General features: G+C 55.1%; 18 protein-coding genes and 2 tRNA genes. 1 reads left to right on the top strand and 19 read right to left on the bottom strand.

Going from position 1 to position 23,193, the window contains the following annotated elements:
• Positions 1 to 6: 6 nt before the first annotated feature.
• The 11 genes from rpoB to P3B99_006210 form a co-directional block, all read right to left on the bottom strand.
• Positions 7 to 3,777 carry a DNA-directed RNA polymerase subunit beta gene (gene rpoB / locus P3B99_006260; GenBank protein WYJ06810.1) on the bottom strand — a complete coding sequence of 1,257 codons (3,771 nt, stop codon included), beginning with the start codon at positions 3,775 to 3,777 and terminating at the stop codon, positions 7 to 9.
• Positions 3,778 to 3,998: 221 nt separating this feature from the next.
• Positions 3,999 to 4,376: a 50S ribosomal protein L7/L12 gene (rplL, locus tag P3B99_006255; GenBank protein WYJ06809.1), complete on the bottom strand. Its 378-nt coding sequence runs from the start codon at positions 4,374 to 4,376 to the stop codon at positions 3,999 to 4,001.
• 174 nt (positions 4,377 to 4,550) lie between these two features.
• Positions 4,551 to 5,057, bottom strand: coding sequence for a 50S ribosomal protein L10 (gene rplJ, locus P3B99_006250; protein WYJ06808.1), 507 nt, complete (start codon positions 5,055 to 5,057; stop codon positions 4,551 to 4,553).
• A gap of 15 nt (positions 5,058 to 5,072) precedes the next feature.
• Positions 5,073 to 5,759, bottom strand: a complete 687-nt coding sequence (rplA, locus tag P3B99_006245; GenBank protein ID WYJ06807.1) for a 50S ribosomal protein L1 — start codon at positions 5,757 to 5,759, stop codon at positions 5,073 to 5,075.
• Between the two features lie 97 nt (positions 5,760 to 5,856).
• Entirely contained in the window at positions 5,857 to 6,282 is a 426-nt protein-coding gene (gene rplK / locus P3B99_006240) for a 50S ribosomal protein L11 (GenBank protein WYJ06806.1), read from the bottom strand.
• A gap of 59 nt (positions 6,283 to 6,341) precedes the next feature.
• Positions 6,342 to 6,926, bottom strand: coding sequence for a transcription termination/antitermination protein NusG (gene nusG, locus P3B99_006235; protein ID WYJ06805.1), 585 nt, complete (start codon positions 6,924 to 6,926; stop codon positions 6,342 to 6,344).
• A gap of 9 nt (positions 6,927 to 6,935) precedes the next feature.
• Positions 6,936 to 7,148, bottom strand: a complete 213-nt coding sequence (gene secE / locus P3B99_006230) for a preprotein translocase subunit SecE (protein ID WYJ06804.1) — start codon at positions 7,146 to 7,148, stop codon at positions 6,936 to 6,938.
• A gap of 47 nt (positions 7,149 to 7,195) precedes the next feature.
• Positions 7,196 to 7,268, bottom strand: a tRNA-Trp gene (locus tag P3B99_006225).
• A 109-nt stretch (positions 7,269 to 7,377) separates the two neighbouring features.
• Entirely contained in the window at positions 7,378 to 8,568 is a 1,191-nt protein-coding gene (gene tuf / locus P3B99_006220) for an elongation factor Tu (protein WYJ06803.1), read from the bottom strand.
• A 47-nt stretch (positions 8,569 to 8,615) separates the two neighbouring features.
• A tRNA-Thr gene (locus P3B99_006215) sits at positions 8,616 to 8,688 on the bottom strand.
• Between the two features lie 789 nt (positions 8,689 to 9,477).
• The gene (locus P3B99_006210; GenBank protein WYJ06802.1) at positions 9,478 to 11,097 is read right to left on the bottom strand and encodes a fumarate hydratase; all 1,620 of its coding nucleotides are present in this window, start codon (positions 11,095 to 11,097) and stop codon (positions 9,478 to 9,480) included.
• Between the two features lie 131 nt (positions 11,098 to 11,228).
• Between P3B99_006210 and P3B99_006205 the strand changes: the two genes are divergently transcribed.
• Positions 11,229 to 12,743 (top strand): SGNH/GDSL hydrolase family protein, encoded by a 1,515-nt coding sequence (locus P3B99_006205; protein WYJ06801.1) that lies wholly within the window; start codon positions 11,229 to 11,231, stop codon positions 12,741 to 12,743.
• 116 nt (positions 12,744 to 12,859) lie between these two features.
• On the opposite strand, the gene P3B99_006200 is transcribed toward P3B99_006205, so the two are convergent.
• The 8 genes from P3B99_006200 to P3B99_006165 all read right to left on the bottom strand — a co-directional run bounded on the left by P3B99_006200 (position 12,860) and on the right by P3B99_006165 (position 23,183).
• Positions 12,860 to 13,738, bottom strand: a complete 879-nt coding sequence (locus P3B99_006200) for a 5'-3' exonuclease H3TH domain-containing protein (GenBank protein ID WYJ06800.1) — start codon at positions 13,736 to 13,738, stop codon at positions 12,860 to 12,862.
• Between the two features lie 28 nt (positions 13,739 to 13,766).
• On the bottom strand, positions 13,767 to 13,988 hold the full coding sequence (locus P3B99_006195) for a hypothetical protein (protein WYJ06799.1): 222 nt from the start codon (positions 13,986 to 13,988) through the stop codon (positions 13,767 to 13,769).
• Positions 13,989 to 14,277: 289 nt separating this feature from the next.
• Positions 14,278 to 16,368 carry a beta-agarase gene (locus tag P3B99_006190; GenBank protein ID WYJ06798.1) on the bottom strand — a complete coding sequence of 697 codons (2,091 nt, stop codon included), beginning with the start codon at positions 16,366 to 16,368 and terminating at the stop codon, positions 14,278 to 14,280.
• A gap of 334 nt (positions 16,369 to 16,702) precedes the next feature.
• Positions 16,703 to 18,118 (bottom strand): tetratricopeptide repeat protein, encoded by a 1,416-nt coding sequence (locus P3B99_006185; GenBank protein WYJ06797.1) that lies wholly within the window; start codon positions 18,116 to 18,118, stop codon positions 16,703 to 16,705.
• Positions 18,119 to 18,422: 304 nt separating this feature from the next.
• The gene (locus P3B99_006180; GenBank protein ID WYJ06796.1) at positions 18,423 to 19,790 is read right to left on the bottom strand and encodes a TrpB-like pyridoxal phosphate-dependent enzyme; all 1,368 of its coding nucleotides are present in this window, start codon (positions 19,788 to 19,790) and stop codon (positions 18,423 to 18,425) included.
• Positions 19,791 to 19,811: 21 nt separating this feature from the next.
• Entirely contained in the window at positions 19,812 to 20,180 is a 369-nt protein-coding gene (locus P3B99_006175; GenBank protein ID WYJ06795.1) for a hypothetical protein, read from the bottom strand.
• A gap of 45 nt (positions 20,181 to 20,225) precedes the next feature.
• Positions 20,226 to 21,668: an NADH-quinone oxidoreductase subunit N gene (locus tag P3B99_006170; GenBank protein WYJ06794.1), complete on the bottom strand. Its 1,443-nt coding sequence runs from the start codon at positions 21,666 to 21,668 to the stop codon at positions 20,226 to 20,228.
• 6 nt (positions 21,669 to 21,674) lie between these two features.
• Complete coding sequence (locus P3B99_006165; GenBank protein WYJ06793.1) at positions 21,675 to 23,183, bottom strand: NADH-quinone oxidoreductase subunit M; 1,509 nt, start codon at positions 23,181 to 23,183, stop codon at positions 21,675 to 21,677.
• Positions 23,184 to 23,193: the final 10 nt, after the last annotated feature.

Genomic DNA, 23,193 nt, shown 5'->3' with positions numbered 1-23,193 from the left:
AAGCGACTACTGTATTTCGATGTCGTCGCTGTTTTCCGCCTTTATGTTCAGGCACAAGCCCTGCATTTCCTTCATCAAGACATTGAACGACTGCGGCGTACCCGCCTGCAACGAACTGTCGCCCTTGACGATTTGTTCGTATATCTTCGTTCTGCCCTGAACGTCGTCGGACTTGACCGTGAGCAATTCCTGCAAGGTGTATGCCGCGCCGTACGCTTCCAACGCCCAAACTTCCATTTCGCCGAAACGCTGACCGCCGTATTGCGCCTTGCCGCCCAGAGGCTGCTGCGTAATGAGGCTGTACGGGCCGACCGCGCGGGCGTGGATTTTGTCGGCAACCAAGTGGTTGAGCTTCATCATGTAGATGTAGCCAACAACTATCGGCTGGTCGAAGTAGTTGCCCGTCAGTCCGTCGATGAGGCGAACCTTGCCGCTTTCGGGCATGCCGGTGTCTTTCAAGTATGTGCGGATATCCTTTTCGCTGATACCGTCGAAAATCGGCGTCGCAATCTTGATTCCGAGCTTTTTGCAAGCCCAGCCCAAGTGCGTTTCCAAAACCTGACCTACGTTCATTCGCGAGGGAACGCCCATGGGGTTCAGGCAGATTTCAACGGGCGTGCCGTCGGGCAGGTAGGGCATGTCCTCTTCGGGAACGATGCGGGCTACGATACCCTTGTTGCCGTGGCGTCCCGCCATTTTGTCGCCGACCTGAATCTTGCGCTTCGTTGCGATGTAAACCTTGACGTTCTTGATGACGTTCTGGTCGGAACCGTCGCCGCTTTCGATTGACGCGACTTTGCGCGCACATTCGGCTTCGATTTCCGCGAACTTGCTCTGGAAACCTTCGATGATTCCGAAAATCTTGTTGCGCACGGGCGAGGGGTCGATGTCGATGTTCTTCGAGACCGACGCCAAGCGGCGCAGGAGCGTCTTTGTAATCTTCCTGTTCTGCGGAATGATGACTTCGCCCGTTTCCGAATTGCGGACGTCGAGCGGGATTTTTTCGCCGAGGAGCACGTTGGATAGCGCTTCGGTGAGTTCGTCGCGGAGGGCGTCGCTTTGCGCGCGGTGCTCTTCCTTGATTTTGCGCGTGCGGCGGCGCATGTCGCTTTCGCTGAGCTTTTCGCCTTCGCCGTCGACTTTCGTCGACACCTTCACGTCCATGATAATGCCCTTGACGCCCGACGGAACGATGAGCGACGAGTCCTTGACGTCCGACGCCTTTTCGCCGAAGATTGCGCGGAGCAGCTTTTCTTCGGGAGCAAGTTCCGTTTCGCTCTTCGGCGTGATTTTGCCGACAAGAATGTCGCCCGCCTTCACTTCCGCGCCGATGCGGATTACGCCGTTGCGGTCGAGGTTTTTCAGCGCGTCTTCGCCCACGTTCGGGATATCGCGCGTGATTTCTTCGGGCCCGAGCTTCGTGTCGCGCGCCGTTACTTCGTACTCTTCGATGTGCACCGACGTAAACACGTCGTTCTTGATGAGTTTTTCGGAGAGCAGAATGGCGTCTTCAAAGTTGTATCCGTTCCAGGGCATGAACGCCACGAGAACGTTTTTGCCGAGAGCCAACTCGCCGTCTTCCGTAGCCGCGCCGTCCGCGAGAACCGTGCCGACTTTCACCTTCTGTCCGTGTTTTACCACGGGCTTTTGCGTGAAGCATGTGCATGCGTTCGAACGCATGAATTTGCGCAGTTCGTATACGTAAATCTTTTTGTCGGGGTCGCTTTTAAGCTTGCCCTGAACCTTTTTGGGCATTTCGCCGGTGGGCGTAATTACGATTCTCTTTGCGTCTACGCTCGCGACAATGCCGTCGGATTCCGACAGCACAACCGTGCGCGAGTCCGTCGCCACTCTGCCTTCGATACCCGTTCCGACAAACGGAGCCTGAGTCTTCAAAAGCGGAACGCCCTGACGCTGCATGTTCGAACCCATCAACGCGCGGTTTGCGTCGTCGTGTTCGAGGAAGGGGATAAGACCCGCCGCGACCGAAACGAGCTGCTTGGGGCTTACGTCCATGTAGTCTACGTCCATCGGGTCTACTTCCGAAACTTCGTCGAAGTTTCTGGCGATTACCCTGCCGACAAGCTTGCCGTCCTTGATTTCGCTGCTCGCCTGCGCGATAGTCTTGCCCTCCTCTTCGTCGGCGGAAAGGTATTCGATTTTGTCGAGCACCCAGCCCTTTTCGACCTTGCGGTAGGGCGTTTCGATAAAGCCGAACTCGTTGATTTTCGCGTAGCACGAAAGCGAATTGATAAGACCGATATTCGGACCTTCCGGCGTTTCAATCGGGCAGATTCTGCCGTAGTGCGTCGCGTGAACGTCTCGGACTTCGAAGCCCGCGCGTTCGCGGCTCAAACCGCCCTGACCCAGAGCCGAAAGACGGCGTTTGTGGGTGAGTTCCGAAAGCGGATTGATTTGGTCCATGAATTGCGAGAGCTGGTTTCTTGCGAAGAAGTCGCGGATAACCGTCGTCATCGCCTTCGTGTTCACGAGACGCTGGATTGTCAACGATTCCGTGTTCTGTTCCGACGCGTTCATGCGTTCGCGCACGAGCTTTTCGGTACGCGCCAAGCCCATTCTGCACTGGTTTGCAAGAAGTTCGCCCGCGGTTCTTACGCGGCGGCTGCTCAAATTATCGATGTCGTCGATAATTCCCTGACCTTTTTTAAGTTTGCAAAGGTATTTTGTGCCCGCAACGATGTCTTCGCTTGTGAGAACGCGGGTTTCGAGCGGCGTGTTCAAGCCGAGCTTCTGGTTGATTTTGAAGCGGCCGACCCTGCCCAAGTCGTAGCGTTTCGGGTCTTTGAGTGTGCGGCGGATGAGCGCACGCGCGTTTTCCACATTGACGGGTTCGCCGGGGCGCAGCTGCGTGTAGATGTACTTCAACGCGCCCTCTTCGTTCTTCGTCTTGTCTTTCTTGATTGCGCGGACGATTGCGCCGTCGTCGACGGTAGTGTCGATAACTTTAAATTCTTCGATGTTTGCCGCCTTGAATTTCTGCACCGCCATCGTTGTGAGCGTTTCGTACTGTTTGAGGAGCACGATGCCCTTGTCGGGGTCGGTAACAGGTTCGGCGAGAACGTATTGCGAAATGTTCTCCATCTGCAACGCGCGCTTTACCGACATATCTTCAACTTCGTAGAAAAGCTTGACGATTTCGGGGTCGGAGCTGTGTCCGAGAGCGCGGAGGAGTGTCGTGATAAGGAATTTCCTGCGGCGGCGGCGGCGGTCGATATAGACGTAAAGCAGGTCGTTCTGGTCGAACTGAACTTCAACCCATGTGCCGCGGTCGGGAATGAGGCGGAACGAATAGAGCATTTTGTCCGAGCTGTGCATCGTTTCTTCGAAGCAAATGCCGGGGCTGCGGTGCAACTGGCTGACGACAACGCGTTCCGCGCCGTTGACGATAAAGCTGCCGCTTTGGGTCATCATATTGATGTCGCCCATGAAAATTGTGTCTTCTTTTGTGGAGTCGCCCGAGACGAGGCGGAATTTTACATGCAAAGCCACGGAGTATGTGGTGCTTTCCTTTATGCACTCAACTTCCGTCTGCTTAGGCCCTACCAAATCGTAGGAAACGTATTCGAGTCTGTGCTTGCCGTCGTAGCTTTCTATGGGGAATACCTCGCTGAAAACGGCGTGAAGACCCACCATTTTTCTCTTGGAGGGGGGCACGTCTTTTTGGAGAAAATCAGCATAAGAATTGAGCTGATTCTCAATGAGATTGGGAAGCGGTATCACTTCCTTGAGTTTTCCAAAGTTTTTTCGCTCAGACATTTTTGTGGAATTTTGTTTTTTTTCGCCCTCTGCAAAATCCGTTTTTCCAAAAACCGAGTGTCGGGCGCTTCCGCGCAAATTCGAAATCCGGATTCAAAAAGAACTTATCCCCGTTATTACGCTTCGGGATATTTTAAGCGGAAAAAGCGGACAGCCGCGACGCCGATTTTATTCGGCATCGCGGACTCTCCGCGAAAATTACGGTTGAATAATCAAACCTATTACTTGACTTCAACTTCCGCACCCGCGTCCTTGAGCTTCTTAGCCAATTCCGCAGATTCGTCTTTGTTGACGCCTTCTTTGACGGCCTTCGGAGCGCCTTCGACGAGCGCCTTGGCTTCCGCCAAGCCCAAGCCCGTGATTGCGCGGACTTCCTTAATGACCGCAATCTTCTTGGCGGGGTCAACCGCTTTGAGGATAACGTCGAACGAGTCCTTTTCTTCAGCCGCAGGAGCAGCCGCGCCGCCCGCTACTACCGCCACGGGAGCAGCCGCGCTAACGCCCCATTTTTCTTCGAGCTCCTTAACGAGAGCCGCCGCGTCAACAACCGTGAGGCTGCTGAGCCATTCGATAACCTGATCTTTTGTGATGTCTGCCATTTTATTTGTCTCCTTTGGACACTTAGCATTCCTTGCGGAATATTTAAGGGGTATGTCCCCCTAAGTTTGTCCTTTCAGTTGTTTTTGGTTTGCCCTCCGCTCCATGCAAACCTGTGCGGAAGGCTAAATTTTGTTTTCAAAAATTCGGAACGCAAAGCGCGTCCCGAAGTCCGACTACGCCTGAGCCTCTTCTGCGGGCGCGCCGCCTTCCTTTTCGAGCTTGCAGAATATGACGCGAACCATCTGGCTTGCGGGCGTATTGAGCAGCGAGAGGAACTTTGCGCGGAGTTCGGGAAGGCTCGGGAGGCTGCCGAGGTATTCGACGTCCTCTTTCGACATAACCTTCTCGCCCATGATGCCGAGCTTGATTGTCGAGTTTTCGCGGGTCTTGAAGAACGCAGAAATCGCCTTCGCAACGGCTGCGGGGTCTTCGCCGCCCGTTACAACGCCGGTCTGGCCTTCGAGAGCGGAGTCCATCGAGGGAAGTCCGAGCTCTTTCGCGGCGATTTTAATAATCGAATTCTTCGCGACGTGGTATTCCGCACCGACTTCCGCCAACGCCTTGCGGAGTTCCGCGGCGTCCGAAACCTTAACGCCCGTGAAGCTTACCAGAAAAACGTGTCCGGCAGCCGAAAGGCGGTTGCGAGCTTCTTCTACGAGAAATTTCTTTTCGGGTCTCATTGTGAAAAACTCTCCTTATTGTGCGACTTCGCTCAGCGCGATTTTCACGCTGGGGCTCATTGTCGAGCTGATTGCGATTGAGTTGATGAACTTGCCCTTGATTGCCTCGGGACGAGCCGCAACAACGCTGTCGAGAACGACCTTCGCGTTTTCGGCGAGCTTTTCCGTCGCAAAGCTGCGCTTGCCGACTACTACGCTCATGTTCGAGGTTTTGTCCATCTTGAATTCTACACGACCAGCCTTGACTTCCGCGATTGCCGAAGCAACGTCGTCCGTAACCGTGCCGCTCTTCGGGTTCGGCATGAGGCCTTTCGGACCGAGAACGCGCGCAACCTTGCGGACTTCCTTCATAGCCGATGTCGTAGCGATTGCGACGTCGAAATCGAGGAAACCTTCCGAAACCTCCTTGATGAGATCTTCGAAACCTGCTTTGTCCGCGCCGGCGTCGAGTGCCGCCTGGGCGTTTTCGGTAAAGACGATTACCCTTACCTTTTTGCCGCTGCCGTTGGGCAGACGAACCGTTCCGCGCACCATCTGGGTGCTCTGTTTCGGGTCGACATTCAAACGGAAGGAAATTTCCACCGTTTCGTCGAAGCCCGCTTTCGGCATAGCCTGCAACGCGCTTACCGCGTCGGCAAGGCTCAAAGCCGCTTTCGGGGCGGCGTCAGATGCCTGTCTGTATCTTTTGCTTCTTTTTACCATGACTTTTTGTCTCCTGCTATTGCAGTGCGGTTGTTGTTTGTTTAGACACTTTCGCGCCTCCCGATAAATTCGTTCGGCGCGAATGCGAAAAAAAGAATTAGTCTACGACTTCAATACCCATCGAACGCGCGGTGCCTTCGATAATCTTGACCGCCTGTTCGGGACTTGTCGCGTTAAGGTCTTTTTCCTTAATCTTGACGATTTCCTTGATTTGAGCGCGCGTTACTTTGCCGACCTTGTCGGTGTTGGGCTTTGCGCTCGCCGTTTCGATTTTCGCGGCCTTTTTGAGAAGAACCGCAGCCGGCGGGGATTTGAGAATGAACGTGAAAGACTTATCCTGATATACGGAAATGACCACGGGGAGAATCATGCCCGCTTGGTCCTTCGTCTTAGCGTTGAACTCTTTGCAGAAGCCCATGATGTTCACGCCCGCCGCACCGAGTGCGGGACCGACGGGGGGAGCGGGGTTAGCCGCGCCCGCGGGGAGCTGCAACTTAATTTCTTTTACTACTTTTTTTGCCATTTTAGTTCTCTTTTCTTATAAGAATTTTACTGCCGAGGCTGTGCGTAAAATGCGTTGTTTTAGTCTTCGATGTCGGCCCTCGATACCTGCGAGTATTCAAGCTCGACCGGCGTGAACCTGCCGAATATCGAAACGCTGACTTTAAGCTTGCCGCGCTCCGCATCGACCTCTTCGATAACACCGGTAAGACCGAGGAACGGACCTTCGTGGATTTTGACCGATTCCCCGACATTGAAGCTGATTTTCGGACGTTCCGTGCCTTCCGACTGCGCCATCTGCGCAAAAATGCGGTCGACCTCCGCCTGACGGAGCGGAACGGGGCGTTCGCCGCCCATGAAATTGATTACACCGTTGATTCCGCGGACGAAATACCACGGTTTTTCCAAAAAGTTTTCGTTTTCGTCGAAAAGCTTTACCCGAACGAAAATATAACCGGGGTAAAGTTTGCGTGCTCTGGATACCTTGTTGCCGTTCTTGATTTCCGACACGCGTTCTTCGGGCATCAAAATATCGTCTTTCGATATGTACGCGCCCATGTCCTCAACGTCAATCATGTGTTTGAGGGTTTCGACCGCCTTCTTTTCCATATTGGAACGCGTCTGCACCGCGTACCATCTGCGCGTGTCCTGTGTGTCAGATTCCATGTGCCCGCCTTATTTTCCGCCCTTGACAAACCAAGTGAGCAAGTCCACGACGTTGTAAATGGCAAAGTCCGCAAGCGCTACAAACGCGCCCAGCAGACCCAATGCAACAAATACGACTATCACGGAGTTGACAAGTTCGGGGCGCGTCGGCCACGAGGACTTTTTCAGCTCCACGACTGTTTCCTGATAAAACTGTCTGATTTTGCGGAAAGGATTGGTCATCTTTTTTGTGCGGTTTAACCGCGAAATGTGTTAAATTAAAAGAACAACAGGGAAGGAGGGACTCGAACCCCCAACACACGGTTTTGGAGACCGTTGCTCTACCAATTGAACTACTTCCCTAAAATTGTTGTTCGTTTTGTCCGCCGCCCCGCGATTTTATTCGGGAGCGCATCGGACATCAAAGCCGAAAGGCCGTAAAAGACCTTTCGGCGATTGAATCAACCGCTAATTAAGCGATGATTTCCGAGATACGACCGGCACCGATTGTGCGGCCGCCTTCGCGGATAGCAAAACGCTGACCTTTTTCCATAGCAATCGGCTTTTGGAGGTCGATTTCGATGGAAAGGTTGTCGCCGGGCATAACCATTTCGACACCTTCGGGGAGTTTGCAAACGCCCGTGACGTCGGCAGTACCGAAGAAGAACTGCGGACGGTAGTTGGTGAAGAACGGAGTGTGGCGGCCGCCTTCGTCCTTGGTGAGGACGTAAATTTCAGCCTTGGCCTTCGTGTGGGGAGTAATCGAGCCGGGTTTCGCGATAACCTGACCGCGCTGCACCTGATTCTTTTCGATACCGCGGAGGAGGAGACCGACGTTGTCGCCCGCCTGACCTTCGTCAAGAAGCTTGCGGAACATTTCGACGCCCGTTACGGTCGTCTTCTTGGTGTCGCCGAGACCGATGATTTCGACTTCGTCGCCGACGTGGATTTTGCCGCGTTCGATACGACCCGTAGCAACCGTACCACGACCCGTGATGGAGAACACGTCTTCAACCGACATCATGAAGGGCTTGTCGACAGGGCGTTCGGGTTCGGGGATTTCAGCGTCAATAGCGTCCATGAGCTGGTTGATGCTGTTTACGCCGAATTCAGTGCCTTCGAGAGCGCCGAGAGCCGAACCGCGAATAATCGTGGTTTCGTCGCCCGGATACTGGTACTTGTTGAGGAGGTCGCGGACTTCCATTTCGACGAGTTCGAGAAGTTCGGGGTCGTCGAGGAGGTCGCACTTGTTGAGGAAAACTACGATTTTCGGAACGCCAACCTGACGGGCGAGCAGAATGTGTTCGCGAGTCTGGGGCATCGGGCCGTCAGCCGCGCTGACAACGAGGATAGCGCCGTCCATCTGGGCAGCACCCGTAATCATGTTCTTGACGAAGTCGGCGTGGCCGGGGCAGTCAACGTGAGCATAGTGGCGGGTGGGAGTTTCGTATTCGACGTGCGCGACGGCGATAGTAACAGTCTTGGAAGCGTCGCGAACAGTGCCGCCCTTAGCAATGTCCTGATAGGACTTAAATTGAGCCAGGCCCTTGTCCGACTGAACCTTCAAGATTGCGGTCGTGAGTGTAGTTTTACCATGGTCGATGTGACCGATGGTGCCTACGTTTACGTGTGGTTTCGTTCTGACGAATGATTCTTTCGACATGGTTCTTTCGGTTTTATTTTTTAGGTTGTTGATGACTTTTAAGCGCGAGCCCCAGAGCGGATTTGAACCGCCGACCCCGTCCTTACCAAGGACGTGCTCTGCCAACTGAGCTACCGGGGCGACACTAAAAAGCCGCCAGTTGTCTGGCGTTTTTTATTTGAAAGGGACAAAATATGAATAAGCCCCATGCCAACGTCAACATTTTTTTTTAAATTTTTTATTTTCCCAATACTTCGAAATAAACCTACCCTCCCCCATTAAATATAAAAAAACAAGCCCAATGCCCCACCTAATTACATAATATTCAGATTACCAACAAAAAGACAAAACAAAAACCAGAAGGACAGCCACAAAAATAAAAATCCCAGCCCTAAACTTCCTCCGACAGGCAACCTAAAAAAAACAAAATCAAAAATCTACCGCGCGATACATCGCGCACTAATATAAACAAAACTCTCGGCAATCCGCAAATATCCCAGCGCGGTTCTGCGGGGTACGGTTTGGCGAACAGGCGAGGCTCGCGCAGAAAACGAAAGGGGGCTGTACTTTCGTACTGCCCCCTTTTGCTTTTCGAGCAAGACTTGGCAACGGAAGAAAAAAAAGAAACTAAAATACCAACAACAATTCTTCGCTAAATAAGTAAACCGAAAACTCGCTCCCCAAAACTTCTTCCGAGAGGTATCCTCAAAAAAAACAAAATCAAAAATCTACCCGCGCGATTACATCGCGCACTAATATAAACAAAACCCTCGGCAATCCGCAAATTTCCCAGCGCGGTTCTGCGGGGTACGGTTTGGCGCACAGGCGAGGCTCGCGCAGAAAACGAAAGGGGGCTGTACTTTCGTACTGCCCCCTTTTGCTTTTCGAGCAAGACTTGGCTGTGCGCCAAACAAGTCCCGCAGGTTCGCGCTACAACTGCTTGAAGAAGTCGTTTCCTTTGTCGTCTACGAGAATGAAGGCGGGGAAATCGACAACATCAATCTTCCAAATCGCCTCCATGCCCAACTCGGGATATTCAAGCAACTCGACTTTCTTGATGTTCTCCTTCGCCAAGAGAGCGGCTGGTCCGCCAATCGAGCCTAGATAGAAACCGCCGTGCTTTTTGCAGGAATCCGTTACAACCTGCGAACGGTTGCCCTTTGCAATCATAATCATGCTGCCGCCGTTCGACTGGAACAAATCGACGTAAGGGTCCATGCGGCCGGCAGTGGTCGGGCCGAAAGAGCCAGAGGGCATGCCTTCGGGGGTTTTCGCGGGGCCCGCATAGTAAATCGGGTGGTCCTTGATGTACTGCGGCAAACCCTCGCCCCTGTCGAGACGCTCTTTGAGCTTGGCGTGGGCGATGTCGCGGCCGACAATAATCGTGCCCGAAAGCTTCAAACGGGTCTTGACGGGATACTTTGTGAGCTCGGCAAGAATCTCCTTCATCGGGCGGTTGAGGTCGATTGCGACCGCGCCGTCGGCAGTGTTGACACTCTTGTATTCGGCGGGAATGTACTTGGCGGGGTCGGTTTCGAGCTGCTCGAGCCAAATGCCGTCCTTGTCGATTTTCGCCTTCATGTTGCGGTCGGCGGAGCAGGAAACGCCCAAGCCGATGGGGCAGCTTGCGCCGTGGCGCGGCATGCGGATAACGCGGACGTCGAGGGCGAAGTTTGCGCCGCCGAACTGCGCGCCGATACCGAGCTTGCGGGTTTCTTCAAGCAGACGCTTTTCAAGCTCGACATCGCGAAACGCGTGCCCGAGCTTGTTGCCCTTGGTGGGCAGATTGTCGAGATACTTTACGGAAGCAAGCTTTACGTTTTTGAGGTTCGCCTCCGCGCTCGTGCCGCCGATTACCCACGCAATGTGATAGGGAGGGCACGCGGCAGTTCCCAAGCCCTTCATTTTTTCAATCATGAACGGAATGAGACGCTCGGGCGTGAGAATCGCCTTTGTTTCCTGATAGAGGTAGGTTTTGTTCGCCGAACCGCCGCCCTTTGCGACAAAGAGGAAATTGTACGAATCGGAATTCGTGGCGTAGATGTCGATTTGCGCGGGGAGGTTGCACTTGGTGTTGACCTCGTCCCACATGGTAAGCGGGGCGTTCTGCGAGTAGCGGAGGTTCTCCTGCGTGTAGCAGTCGTAAACGCCCTTTGAAAGATACTCTTCGTCCTCGACGCCCGTCCAAACGCGCTGGCCCTTTTTTGCGACGATTGTCGCAGTGCCCGTGTCCTGACAGAACGGCAGCTTGCCCATCGCTGCAACCTCTGCATTGCGGAGCATGGTGAGGGCGACGCTCTTGTCGTTGTCGCTCGCTTCGGGGTCTTTGAGGATTTTCGCGACGAGTTCGAGGTGCGCGGGGCGCAGGAAGAACGACACGTCGCGCATGGCAGAACGCGCGAGAAGCGCGAGACCTTCGGGGTCGATTTTAAGGATTTTCTCTCCGTTAAAATCGACGGTTGAAACGTAGTCTTTTGTCAGGAGGCGGTACTTGGTATCGTCCTTCCCTAGCGGAAACATTTTTTGGTATTCAAACGGTGGATTAGCCATAGGTTTTTATATAACAATTCTCGAATTTTCGGAATATGTGCAAATCGGAAAATTTTTACAAGCCAAAAGAGCGCGGCCGAAATTCGGGATTTTTGTTGAACCCTCCCCGATTTTTTGATTTCCATTGCGCGATGAAAAAATTTCTCTTGGCTTTAATTTCCGCTCTGCCGCTCGCGGCGGGCGCGGACATCGACAGAATCGGCGGAACGCTCGCGCCGTCAAGCGGAAACATTCCCGCGATTGAAAACACCGGCGGGAAAAATTATACCGTATCGGCAAAATTCGACCTTTCGAAAATCGCCGAAAAACGCGTCGTTTCGGCGAGGCTCGGCGCAGTTTGCGAAATGTCGGGCGGGCAGGATACAAGCCCCTCGATTACGGTCTCGCACATGGGGCGCGAGTTCGACGCCGCAACGCTTCTGGGCGCGGGCAAAATTCAGGACACATGCATCGACGCGGGCGACATCGTAAACGCCGCGCTCGCGCGGGGAGAAAAATCCGTGGAATTTAAGCTGTACTCAAAATGCCCCGACGGCGCAGTACCGAAAATCACCGTAAAACACGCGACGCTCGTCGCGGCGTCGAACACCGATGTTTACAAGCTTGACGACATTCTGACGCCGATTTTTTCGGGCGGGAAAATCCGCGGAGAATCGGTCTTCCCGCTCGGAGGAAAGGACGGCTCGGCGGCGCGGGCAAAACTGCTTTTCGCCCCGCGGAAAATCGACGCGGCGTACACATACCGCTCCGGCGAAAAAACGCTTTTGCGGGAGGGACGCGACTACAAAATTTCGGGAAACACCGTGGAATTTTTGGAGGGCGGCGCGGTCGAGACAGTCCCCTACTCCGCGATTTACGCCGACACAAAAGAGGCGGCCAAGAAAAACGGCGACTTCTTCTTTTTCGAAAACCTCGGCAAATACGCGTTCTTCGCCGAGGGCAAATGGTTCCACCAGCGGGACGTATTTTTTAACTACAAACATCAGGGACAGTCATTTTTTAATTTGCCGAAACGCGGCGCAAAATCGCTGCCGAAAACAATGAAGCTTCTGAAATCGGGCAAGCCCGTGAAAATCGTCCTCTACGGCGACAGCATCTCCGCGGGCGCAAACGCGCCGTTCAGGGCGGACGCCGCGCCGTTCTCGCCTACCTGGGCGAAGAGCGTCGAAAAACGCCTGCAAAAAATCTACGGCAAAAACGTCGAGCTTCGCAACCGCGCCCTCGGCGGCACGACAATCGGCTGGGGCGAAAAGAACATCGCAAACCTCGTGCTGCCCGACAAGCCCGACCTCGTGATTCTCGCGTTCGGAATGAACGACACCTGCCCGCCCGAAACGCGCAGGGAAAAGCTCGAAAGCATGATTGCAAAAGTGCGCGGGCAAAACCCCGACGCCGAATTCATAATCGTAAGCTCCATGCGGGCAAACACGCTCTGGCAAAAGCGCATGGAAGTGCAGGACGAATACCCGAAAATCGACAAGAGCCTCGAATGCGAATCCGTCGCCGTCGCGAACGTCCGCGCCGCGCACGACGCACTGCTTCAAAGAAAACGCTACATCGACATGACGGGAAACAACGTCAACCACCCGAACAAATTTCTGATTTCGGTCTACGCGCAGACGGTTCTGAAACTCCTCGAAAAATAGGAGGCAAAAAAAACAAAAAATCCGCGGCTTGGCACAAGGCGTCCCGCGGATTTTTTTTGCGCGGCGCGGAATCCGAAAAAATCAATCCGCCGCAATTTCAATCAAATACAATCCGATTATATCGAAATCTGATATTGGTCTTTCGCGAAGTTGCGCAGGGCAAACAGCGACTTTTTCATCTCCATTTCTTCGAGGAAATTTATGATTTCCGCAAAGTCGGGCGTCTTCGACGGCGTTATCGAAACGTCGAACGACGTGTCGAGCGTTATGAGCTTTAAGTTGCGTTCGAGGAGCGCGGCGGAGTCGGCAACGATTTTGCGGAAGCGTTCGGGCTTAATCCAGTCGGCGCGGCGCACGAGCGTTTCGATGTCGCCGAAATCTTTGAGCCACTTCGCGGCGGTTTTAGGACCCACGCCGTCGATTCCGCCGATGTTGTCGGCAGTATCGCCTATGAGCGCAAGGTACGCGGGTATCTGCGACGGCGGCACGCCGAACTTCGCCTTGACGCCAATCGAGTCAAGCTCCGTCCACTCCTTTGTGCGCGGCTTGGGCGGCAGAAGCTGGCGGATATTCGGCGAAACAAGCTGGGCGAAATCCTTGTCCGCGCTCACTATCGAAACCGACGCGCCCGAAGCTTTCAGCCTGACCGCCGCGCTCGCAAGGAGGTCGTCGGCCTCCACGCCCTCGCATTCGGTAGGCTCAAAGCCGAACAGCTCGCAAAGGTATTTCATGTGCGGAATCTGCTTGCGGAACGCGTCGGGAGCTTCCGCGCGGTTCGCCTTGTATTCGGGGAAGATTTCCAAGTGCCGCTTCGAGCCGCCCCTGTCGAAAAATACCGCGCTCGAATGCGGAGTGTCCGACGACGACAGTTTCAGCAGGCTTGCAAAAAACGCGTGGAGCGCGCCCGTGGGAAAACCGTCCGAGCGCGTGAGGTCGGGCATGGCGTAGAAGCACCTGAACGCGAGATTGTAGCCGTCTATTAAATAGTATTTCATGATAAAAATTCCGAAGCGCGATTCCGTTTTATTGAAAAATGTCCCACGCGAACCAGCATTCGCGGGCGAAGTAGAACGCCGCGAGAGCGGCGGCAAGAAGCAGAAGTTTTTTGAGCGATTTCCAAAGTTCGCCGCGAACCTGATACCTGCCCATTTCGCCGCGCGAGTTTTTCTTGAAAGCTCCAAGCGGGTCGTCGGAACGCACCGATTTTGCGTTCTTTGCGACCAACACTTTTTTCCTTCCTAACATGCCCTCCAATTTCGCCGAAGCCGCCCCGATACGCAAGCATTTTTGAACGCGCCCCGCCCGAAAAGCGCGGCTCTCCCCATTATCGGCAAGCACGCTAACGCAACCGCGCAACACGCCACGAACGAAAGTCCGCCACCCGCAGGAAAATCAAACCCTCACAAACAAGCGCCGCCGCGCCACGAACAAAGCGCGCCCACAAAATCCGCGCCAATCAAAAAAAGGAAAAGGCTCGCCCGAAAGAATCGGACGAGCCTTGCTGTTATCTGTGTGATGGGTGTACCTGCTATTATTACTTTTCTTTGCCGCTTCTTACCTTGTACATCTTGTATCCGATTTCGCGGACTTTATCGACGGTCTCCCAATACGGAGTGTCGCAGATGTCGGTGAAGCCGACTTGGAAATTTTCGCCGTCGAATCTGCCTGTCGTCGCCTGATCGGCAAACTGGTGCCAGTGCGTGCCGATTACCTGCGGGTGTTTCAGCGCCGATTCGACGTAGTTGAAATATGCCTGAGCGCGTTCCTCCTGCGTGTTTTTTGCAACCAAGCCAGTGTGGAATTTGCCCCTGTCGAGCGCGCCGAAATGGAACTCTCCAATCATGATGGGCTTGTCGATTCCCGCTGGCAGAGAGAGTTCGTCGAGGGTGTCGCGGTAAATGTTGTAGCTGATGACGTCGCAGTATTTCGCGCCGATGTACATCGCCTGCGGATTGTATTTCGGCACTCCGCCGAAACGGCAACCCATGTAGAGAAGCTGGGGTTCGGCGGCCTTCACTTCGTCGCGGATTACCTTGTAGTACTCTTCTATGACTTTTTCGGAGAAAGCGACGCAGTCGTCGTACGCGCCTTTCGGGGGCTTTGCGCAGACTTTCAGGAAATCTTCCCACGACGGGAATTTCGAGCCCCACACGGCGTTGAGGTTTTCGACAGTGCCGTATTTTTTGCGGAGGTCGGCGGCGAAAACGCTTTTCGCCACACAGTCGGCGGGCGAGAGCAGCGTCCAGACCGCATGCGAGTCGGGGTGCCCCCAGTCAAGCTCGTTGTCCACAAACAGACCTATGCACCACGGGTCGGAAAGCTCGTCCTTTCTGTCGGCAAGATTCTTGCGTATGTTTTCGCGGAACTTGGGGTTGAAGGGGTCGCGGAAACTCCACCACCAACCCTCGCTGCCCGAAAGCTCGGGAGATTTGATTTCGAAACGCTCGATGAACGGCGTTCTGTTCTGCATGTATACGCGCTTGTCGGAGCTGTTGGCAATCGTGTTCAAGCCCCAGCTTTTGAAGCGTTTGTGGCAGATGTCGGCGAATTTTTCGAGCCAGTCCGCGCCGTATTTGCGGCGGAGGTTCGCGGCGGAGAAGTCGTAGGTCTCCTTTATGCCGCGCTTTTCATAGTAGGGGCGGAGAAGCTCGTCGTGAGTGTAGTAGAATTGGGCAAAGGCGTCGTCCTTTGCGGGAAGGTCTTTGAAGTAGAATTTGCGCCCGTCGAGCGGCGTGATTCCCGACGACGGCGACACGCGAACCGCTCCGTGCGACCAGAACAGCTTTCCGTCGGGGTCTACAAGCCACCATTTGCCGCCGACTTTTTCTATGCGGAAACGCCCAGTCGCCGCAAGCTGCGGACCGTCTTTCCAGCCGCCCCATTTGTCGCGGTCGGGCGCGCCGGCGTGCTTTTCGAAATACTCCGCCTCTTTTTTTCTTTCGGCGGCGAAGTCGGCGTCGGAGTGGATTTTGTCTTTCCATTCCTTGTGAATGAACTGCCCGTATTTGTCTATGAACGGGAAAAATTTTTCCTTCGGCATGCCGAACCACGCGGGAGCTTTGTACGTCGACGAATCCTCCGCGGTGATTTTCTTCAAACGCCATTTGTCCGAGCTTTTCGGGTAGCGCACATACACGCGCACGCGCTCGATTTTAGAAACGTCCACATTGTTTGTGAACATCGAGAACGGGTTGCCGCGCATTTTGCGGAAATCCTTTACCGTGTCGTAAACCTCGCCGCGGAAAAGCGACGCAAGCGGCATTTCGAGCGTCTTGCCCGAAGAGAGCGGCAGGTAAATCTGCTGGAAGCCCGTGCGCTTGCCCCAGTCGGGCTTGGCGTTCTGCGCGACAATGATAAGCGGAATATCGCCCTTGCCGAGGTTTTCGATTTCGAATTTGAGCGCGGAATATTTCGACAAATCCCAGTTGCCGTCAATCGCGACACCGCCCAGCGGTTCGGGCTTTTCGGAATAAGAAACAACCAGACCTTCGTGAGTTTTCGCAACTACGGCGCCGTTTTCGACAACGGCGGAATCTTTTGCGGAATCGAAAAGAGTAAGCTCCGCCGCAAATGCCGCTAGGGGCGCAAACACCGCCGCAAATACAGTTGTTTTTCCGAACTTCATATTATTCCTTTTCTCAACCCCATATTATTTTTGCGCACCTCTCATTTCGGTGCTGATAAGGTCATTGTACTTTTTGGGACGCAAAAAGTCAAAAAAGATTATAGGTATCTTTTTAAAATCGGGTATGCCAATGCCGCCCGAATCGGCACACATCTAATGCATGTTTACAAATAACTTACAAACAAAACGCCAAACAAAAGCGCATCGCTTTTTCAGGCTCGAAATTTTTTGCATGTCAAAATTCCCAAATTCACGTCTTGAAAACTGCGCGTTATGGGCGCGGCGCGGGGCAAGAAAAAACGCGGAGGAAAACGGCGGCGGGGGGAAAACCGCGTCAATGCTCGTATCCCCTTATTCTGTAAAGGGCTTTGCGGGCTTCGTCGTTGCCGGCTTTCGCCGCGCGGCGCAGTAAATCCGCGCCTTTTAGGGTGTTTTTTTCTACGCCGATTCCGTTGAAATAGCACGCGCCCAAGTTGCCCATCGCCTGCGCGTCGCCCTTGTCGGCGGCAAGCTTCAAATATTTTACAGCCTCCGAAACATTGCGCTCGACGCCGACCGCGTTGATATAGCACGTCCCCAAATTGCTCTGCGCCGATACGTCGCCTGCGTCCGCCGCCTTTTTCAGCCATTTGATTGCGTCCGCCGCGCTCTTGCCTATCCCGATTCCTTCAAGGTAGCAGTATCCCAAATTGCTCTGCGCCGAAACGTCGCCCTGAAACGCCGCCCGTCTGTACCATCTCACTGCCTCGGCTTTGTTTTCGCCGCAACCCGCGCCGTTGAAATAGCAGTCGGCAAGGTTGTTCTGGGCAATGGCGTAGCCGTTTTCGGCGGACTTCCTGTACCAGTCGAACGCCGAAGCCGCGTTGGGCTGCACGCCGTAGCCGTTTGCGTAGCAGACCGCGAGGTTGTTTTGAGCCTCGGCGTTGCCAAGCTCTGCGGCCTCGCGCACAAGGGCGAAGCCGCGCGCGCCGTCGGCGGCGACCCCCGCGCCCTGCAAATACGCCATTCCCAAGAAAAGCATGGCTGGCGGATATTTTTTCTTGGCGGCAAGCTCGAAGCAGCGGAACGCGGCGAACTCGTCCACATTTCCGCCCATGCCCTCAATGTAGTAGACGCCGAGGTTGTTCTGCGCCACGACATTTCCCGCGCGGGCGGCGTCCTCCAAAAGCCTGCGGGCTTCCGCTGGATTTTTCTCCACCCCCACGCCTTCGAGGTGCGCGCGCGCAAGCGAAACCTTCGCCCTGTTCGAGCCAAGCTCCGCCGCTTTTTTGAACAGCTCGACTGCCTTGGCGGGGTCAAAATCCGCCGCGCCGCCCTTGAAATGGCAGACGCCTAGCCTGTTGAGCGCGTTCGGACAGCCCTTTTTCGCCGCCCGCTCCCAAAAATCGACAGCCCCCTTTTCGTACTGCGGAACGCCGTCGCCCTCCGACATGCAAACGGCATAGGCGAACATTCCGTAGGGATTTCCCGCGAAGGCGGCGGCAAGGAAATCGCCCGCGGCGCGTCGGGCGTCCTTTTGGGTGCCCAAGCCGAGGAGGCGGCAGACGCCGAGGGATACGAGGGCGTCGTAGTCGCGCTTTTGGGCGCGGGCGGAAAGTTCGGCAACGGTTTCGGAAGTAATGCTTTCGACATTCGCGCGGTCGAAGTCCAAGACGCCGCACATTTCGCGGGCAGACGGAACGTCCGCCGCCGCAAGCCCCGCGGCAAGCAGCAGCACCGCAACAAAAAACGATTTCGCCGAGATTGACATATTTTTATTCGACACCAAAAGCTCCGACACGCGCCGAAGAATTTTTCAAACCGACATTAGCAAAACGCCCCTCCAAATTGCAAAGCAATTCTGCGCAATAAGTCACAGCAAACAAGCTGCGCACCCCGCCTCAAAACTAAATACCAGCCAAATACCAGTTTCTACAATTCTGGTACTTGGGGCGCATCTTAGTTAAAACAATTTAATTACAAAAAAACGGCGCGAAAAAATACTTAAAATTCCGCGCCGTTTTGTTTTCCGACTTTTCGCAAGGCGTCGCGCCTTGCGCTTGTGTCGGGGAACGCTACTTTTCGTTGCAGACGGGCAAGCCCGAAAGCGCCATGGCGATTTCCTGTTCGGGATAATCGTAGTTGCGGAGTTTTCCCGCAAAATAGTCGAGGTATGCGGTCATATCGAGGTGTCCGTGTCCCGACAGATTGAAAAGTATGCACTTTTCCTCGCCCGTTTCCGCGCACTTGCGGGCTTCGTCCATGGCGGCGGAAATCGCGTGCGAAGATTCGGGCGCGGGAATGATTCCCTCGGAACGCGCGAATGCGACGGCGTCGCGGAAAACGTCGAGCTGCTGGACGGTTCTCGCCCGCATAAGCCCCTGTTTTGCGATGTTGCTGATTTGCGGAGCCATGCCGTGGTAGCGCAGTCCGCCCGCGTGCACTGCGGGGGGAATGAACGAGCTGCCGAGCGTGTACATTTTCATCAAAGGCGTCATTTTCGCGACGTCGCCGAAGTCGTAGGCGTACTTGCCCTTTGTGAGGCTGGGGCACGCGGAAGGCTCAACGCCCAACACGTCTACCTTGCGTCCGCCGCGGAGCATTTCGCCGATGAACGGGAACGCGATGCCCGCGAAGTTCGAGCCGCCGCCGCACGCTCCGATAATCATGTCGGGATAGTCGTTTGCCATTTCCATTTGGAGCAGGGCTTCCTCGCCGATAATCGTCTGGTGGAGCAGAACGTGGTTAAGCACCGAGCCGAGACAGTACTTGGTGTCGGGGTTTTTCACCGCCTCTTCGACCGCCTCCGAAATCGCTATGCCGAGCGAGCCGCTGCAATCGGGGTCTTTTGCCAAGACGGCGCGACCCGCTTCCGTGTAGGGGCTGGGAGAGGGAATTGTCTCGCCGCCGAAAAGCTCCATAACCGCCTTGCGGTAGGGCTTTTGCATAAACGAGCACTTCACCATGAAGACTCTGCAATGGAGTCCGAAAATCTGGCACGCCTGCGAGAGCGCGGAGCCCCACTGGCCCGCGCCGGTTTCGGTCGTGATGAATTTTGTGCCGCACCTTTTGTTTTCGAAGACCTGCGCGAGCGCGCTGTTCGATTTGTGCGAGCCGGACGGGCTTACGCCCTCGAATTTATAGTAAATGCGGGCGGGCGTTTTAAGGGCTTTTTCGAGTCTGCGCGCGCGGTAGAGCGGCGAGGGTCTCCATTGGCGGAGGATTTCGCGGACGGGTTCGGGAATCGGAATGTAGCGTTCGCGCGACATTTCCTGTTCGAGCACGCCTTTTGCGAAGATTGTTTCGAGCTTTGCGGGATCCATCGGTTTGCCCGTAGTCGGGTCGATGGGCGGGGGCGTGTGCTCTTTCAAGTCCGCTTCGATATTGTACCAGTTTGAGGGGATTTTTTCCTCGTCGAGAATGTATTTGATTTGAGATGACATTTGTGTTGCGGTAAATTGTGTTTATTCGTCGTTGAACGACACCCCGCCGCCCTGCGAAGGCGCGACGCCCATGTGGAAGGTGATTTTTTCGGGCACTTTGCTCTTTTCGGGGTTCGACGCCAGATACGCGGGGAACGAAACAACCTGCGTGTGGAGCGAAGCCTCCTGCGGAATCGCCGTGATTACGGTTTTGCGGACAAAGTAGCCGTCCTCGTTCGTTTCGACGCCGACGCTCAGCGGCGCGGTTCCCATTTTCAGGCCGTCGATTACAATCGGCGCGCCCGCGGGAATGCTTACGATGTCGATTTGGCGGCTGTAAATTTCCTTGTCTTCGGAATTACAGCCTGTCAAAAGTGCGGCGAGCAAAAAAAATGCGTATAATTTTTTCATTTGAATCGAAGTTTCTAAGGACGGAAGCCGCCCGATGCAACAATTTTATATTCCGTAGAAATAAAGAATGCCGCCGAGTCCCAGAGCGACGGTCGCGACGGAGAGCGCAACCATTGTGGGGTAGAAGAGCGGGTTTGCGTCGAGCTTCCGTTCTCCGCCGTCCGCCGAATCGAGCGACGACCTAAGCCACGCGAAGTAGTAGTAGATTGAAACCACCGAACCCGCAATCATTATGCCCGTAAGCCAGTAGAGCTGCGCGTTCCACGCCGTCACGATTACAAGCACCTTGCCGAAGAAGCCCGCCGTCGGGGGAATGCCCGCAAGCGACGAAAGGTTTACAATCAGCGTGCCCGACATGACGGGGCTTTTCCGCGCGAGTCCGCGGTAGTCCGCCAAAGTCTGGTCCGAGTCGTCGCAGCCCTCGAAGCCGTTTACGACAAAGAAAACCGCGTAGTTTGCGAACATGTACGCCGCCAAATAGAAGTAGAGGACGGGCATAAAGAAGTCGGCAAGCGACGCGTATTTGAGAACCGCGCAGACGAGCACGAGCATATAGCCCGCGTTCGATATGCCCGAAAACGCCGTCAGCCTCTTGACGTTCACCTGTGTTATGCCGCCCAAATTGCCGACGACAATCGTAGCCCCCGCGACAATCGACATCGCCAAGACCGCCTTGTTTTGGAGGTCGGCAAGCCCAATCGACGCGAAGTCGAGCGACATGCAGATTTTGCCGACAAACACTATTCCCGCGGCTTTCGAAACGACCGCGAAAAACGCCGAAACGGGCGTCGGCGAGCCTTGGTAAACGTCGGGCGACCAGAACTGGAACGGGAACGCCGCCACTTTGAACAACGCGCTGCCCGCCACAAAAATTATGCCGGTAAGGAACATCGGGTGGACAAGCCCCAAGGTGAAGTTTTCGAACACAAGCAGGTTTCTTCCGACCGCAAGCGACGCGCCGTAGACGAACGCAATGCCCAGCAGGAACATCGCGCCGCTGACGCCCGCAATCACGAGGTATTTCGCCGCCGCCTCGACGCTCGCGGGAACGTCCCTGCTCCACGCCGCCATGATGTACAGGCAGATTGTGGCGCATTCGAGCGACACGAACGCGAACATCAGGTTGTTCGAGCGCACAAAGAGAATAAGAGCCGCCGCGCAAATCATGAGGATTGAGAAGAACTCATTTCTGCCGCGCGCGCCTTTTGCGAAGTACTGGAAGCCCATCAACGCCGAGAGCAGCGCGCACGCAATCGCGAACACGCCGAACACCGACTTGCCGCCCAACGCGCCGCCGAACGACGACGCCCCGAACGGCGCGAAAACCTCCACGGCGAGAGCCGCCACAAAGCCGAACATCGCAAACAGCGAAATCCACTTCGCGCCCCTGTCGGAGGCAACCGCCGACATGCACAGAATCAACGCGGCGAAAACCGCAAGAGTCGCCTCCGTCGAGACGCTCGCCCATTCAAAAGATATACCTTCCATAAAAAACTACTTTGTTAAAGTTGGAATTGCCGACAAATCCGCGTTAAGCCCCGACGTAATCGCCTTCGGGCAGAAGCCCACAAACAGCAACGCCGCAAGCAGGATTACCGCGGGAAGCTTCTCCGCGAACGTCAAGTCGGGAATCTGCGAAAACTTCGGCGCAATTGCGTCTTTCGGCTCGCCCATGAAGACGTTGGCGAACGCGCGAAGCCCGTAAATCGCCGAAATGATAAGCCCCGTTGCGGCGAGAGCGCAGATTGTCGGCGAGAAATTCCAGAGCGAAGCAAGAATCGAAAGCTCGCCCCAGAAGTTTGCGAACATCGGCAAGCCCAAGCTTGCGAGGGTCGCGGCAAGGAAGAACGCCGCAAGGTTCGGCGTCTGTTTGTAAAGCCCGCCCATTTTGAACATGTCCCACTCGCCCGTGCGGTTGACGACCGCGTTCGAGAGCATGAAAAGCAGCGCGACGCTCGCGCCGTGCCCAAACATCAGCAGAACCGTGCCGCCGACGCCCAAAACCGACATCGAGGCGATGCCCAGAAAGCACAGCCCCATGTGCGCCACGCTCGAATACGAAACCATCATTTTGAGGTCGCGCTGCACCATTGTGAGGAGTCCGATGTAGATTACGTTGAAGAGCGCGAGAACCGCCATCGCCTTCGCCCAGTCGGCACAACCGTTCGAGAGGAAAGGCAGCGCAACCTGAATCAGGACATAAAGCCCGAATTTTTTAAGCACGCCCGCATGGAGCATGGCAAACGAGGTCGGAGCCGCCGAGTATGTGCGCGGCGCCCAAGAGTAGAACGGGAAGAGCGAAACAAGCGTGCCCAAGCCGAACATAAGCAGTCCGAAAACAACGTACTGCCACTGCGCGTTCAGAGGCGACTTCGCCACGGCGAGCGCAATGGAAATCAGCGAGAAGTTGTCCGCCCCGGACTGCACGTACAGCGCGATTATGCCCACCAGCGACACGAGTGCGCCGAGCGTCAGATAAATCGCCATCTCCATTGCCGACATGCGTTTGCCCGCGCCGCCCCAGAGCGAGATTGCAATGAACGTCGGCACAAGGGCGAATTCGTGGAACATGTAGAGCCAGAGAACGTTGGTTGTCGCAAACGCGCCCATTAGCCCGCCGTGCATGAACATAAGAAGCATGCAGTAGAGGCGCGCGTTGTCGATTTCAGACTTCGCCGCCCAGAGAGCCGCCGCAAAGCCCACAATCGCCGCGAGCGCGAACATCGGCGCGGAAACCGCGTTCAGGGCAAGCGCGGGAAGCGCGATTCCGAAAAATTCGGGAGCGGTCGCAAACGCGAAGCCCGCCGAGTCGGCAAAGTCCTTTGCGTAGACCGCCCACAGGACTGCGGCGGCGAAGAGCGACACCCCCGAAGAGAACACCGCCAACGCCTTCGAGCTTTTGTTGCCGAAAAACGGCGCAAAGACCGCCGTGCAAAGCGCGCAGAAAAGCGGAACGTAAACCGCCGCGTTCAGAAGAATTTTGCAAATATCGTTTGTTTCCATCTTAGAAATC

This window comes from Opitutia bacterium KCR 482, assembly GCA_029269845.2.
Taxonomy (GTDB): Bacteria; Verrucomicrobiota; Verrucomicrobiia; order Opitutales; family Intestinicryptomonadaceae; genus Merdousia.
Note: the sequence above shows the minus strand (reverse complement) of the source record. Positions and strands in the feature narration are given on the sequence as shown.

What these genes read in the sequence shown, in the direction of transcription:
- secE (WYJ06804.1), bottom strand. Translation starts at nt 7,148, where the DNA reads ATGACCAATCCTTTCCGCAAAATCAGACAGTTTTATCAGGAAACAGTC.
- P3B99_006170 (WYJ06794.1), bottom strand. Translation starts at nt 21,668, where the DNA reads ATGGAAGGTATATCTTTTGAATGGGCGAGCGTCTCGACGGAGGCGACT.
- P3B99_006205 (WYJ06801.1), top strand. Translation starts at nt 11,229, where the DNA reads ATGAAAAAATTTCTCTTGGCTTTAATTTCCGCTCTGCCGCTCGCGGCG.
- P3B99_006185 (WYJ06797.1), bottom strand. Translation starts at nt 18,118, where the DNA reads ATGTCAATCTCGGCGAAATCGTTTTTTGTTGCGGTGCTGCTGCTTGCC.
- nusG (WYJ06805.1), bottom strand. Translation starts at nt 6,926, where the DNA reads ATGGAATCTGACACACAGGACACGCGCAGATGGTACGCGGTGCAGACG.
- P3B99_006210 (WYJ06802.1), bottom strand. Translation starts at nt 11,097, where the DNA reads ATGGCTAATCCACCGTTTGAATACCAAAAAATGTTTCCGCTAGGGAAG.
- rplJ (WYJ06808.1), bottom strand. Translation starts at nt 5,057, where the DNA reads ATGAGACCCGAAAAGAAATTTCTCGTAGAAGAAGCTCGCAACCGCCTT.
- P3B99_006200 (WYJ06800.1), bottom strand. Translation starts at nt 13,738, where the DNA reads ATGAAATACTATTTAATAGACGGCTACAATCTCGCGTTCAGGTGCTTC.
- P3B99_006190 (WYJ06798.1), bottom strand. Translation starts at nt 16,368, where the DNA reads ATGAAGTTCGGAAAAACAACTGTATTTGCGGCGGTGTTTGCGCCCCTA.
- rplA (WYJ06807.1), bottom strand. Translation starts at nt 5,759, where the DNA reads ATGGTAAAAAGAAGCAAAAGATACAGACAGGCATCTGACGCCGCCCCG.
- rplK (WYJ06806.1), bottom strand. Translation starts at nt 6,282, where the DNA reads ATGGCAAAAAAAGTAGTAAAAGAAATTAAGTTGCAGCTCCCCGCGGGC.
- rpoB (WYJ06810.1), bottom strand. Translation starts at nt 3,777, where the DNA reads ATGTCTGAGCGAAAAAACTTTGGAAAACTCAAGGAAGTGATACCGCTT.
- P3B99_006175 (WYJ06795.1), bottom strand. Translation starts at nt 20,180, where the DNA reads ATGAAAAAATTATACGCATTTTTTTTGCTCGCCGCACTTTTGACAGGC.
- P3B99_006195 (WYJ06799.1), bottom strand. Translation starts at nt 13,988, where the DNA reads ATGTTAGGAAGGAAAAAAGTGTTGGTCGCAAAGAACGCAAAATCGGTG.
- tuf (WYJ06803.1), bottom strand. Translation starts at nt 8,568, where the DNA reads ATGTCGAAAGAATCATTCGTCAGAACGAAACCACACGTAAACGTAGGC.
- P3B99_006165 (WYJ06793.1), bottom strand. Translation starts at nt 23,183, where the DNA reads ATGGAAACAAACGATATTTGCAAAATTCTTCTGAACGCGGCGGTTTAC.
- P3B99_006180 (WYJ06796.1), bottom strand. Translation starts at nt 19,790, where the DNA reads ATGTCATCTCAAATCAAATACATTCTCGACGAGGAAAAAATCCCCTCA.
- rplL (WYJ06809.1), bottom strand. Translation starts at nt 4,376, where the DNA reads ATGGCAGACATCACAAAAGATCAGGTTATCGAATGGCTCAGCAGCCTC.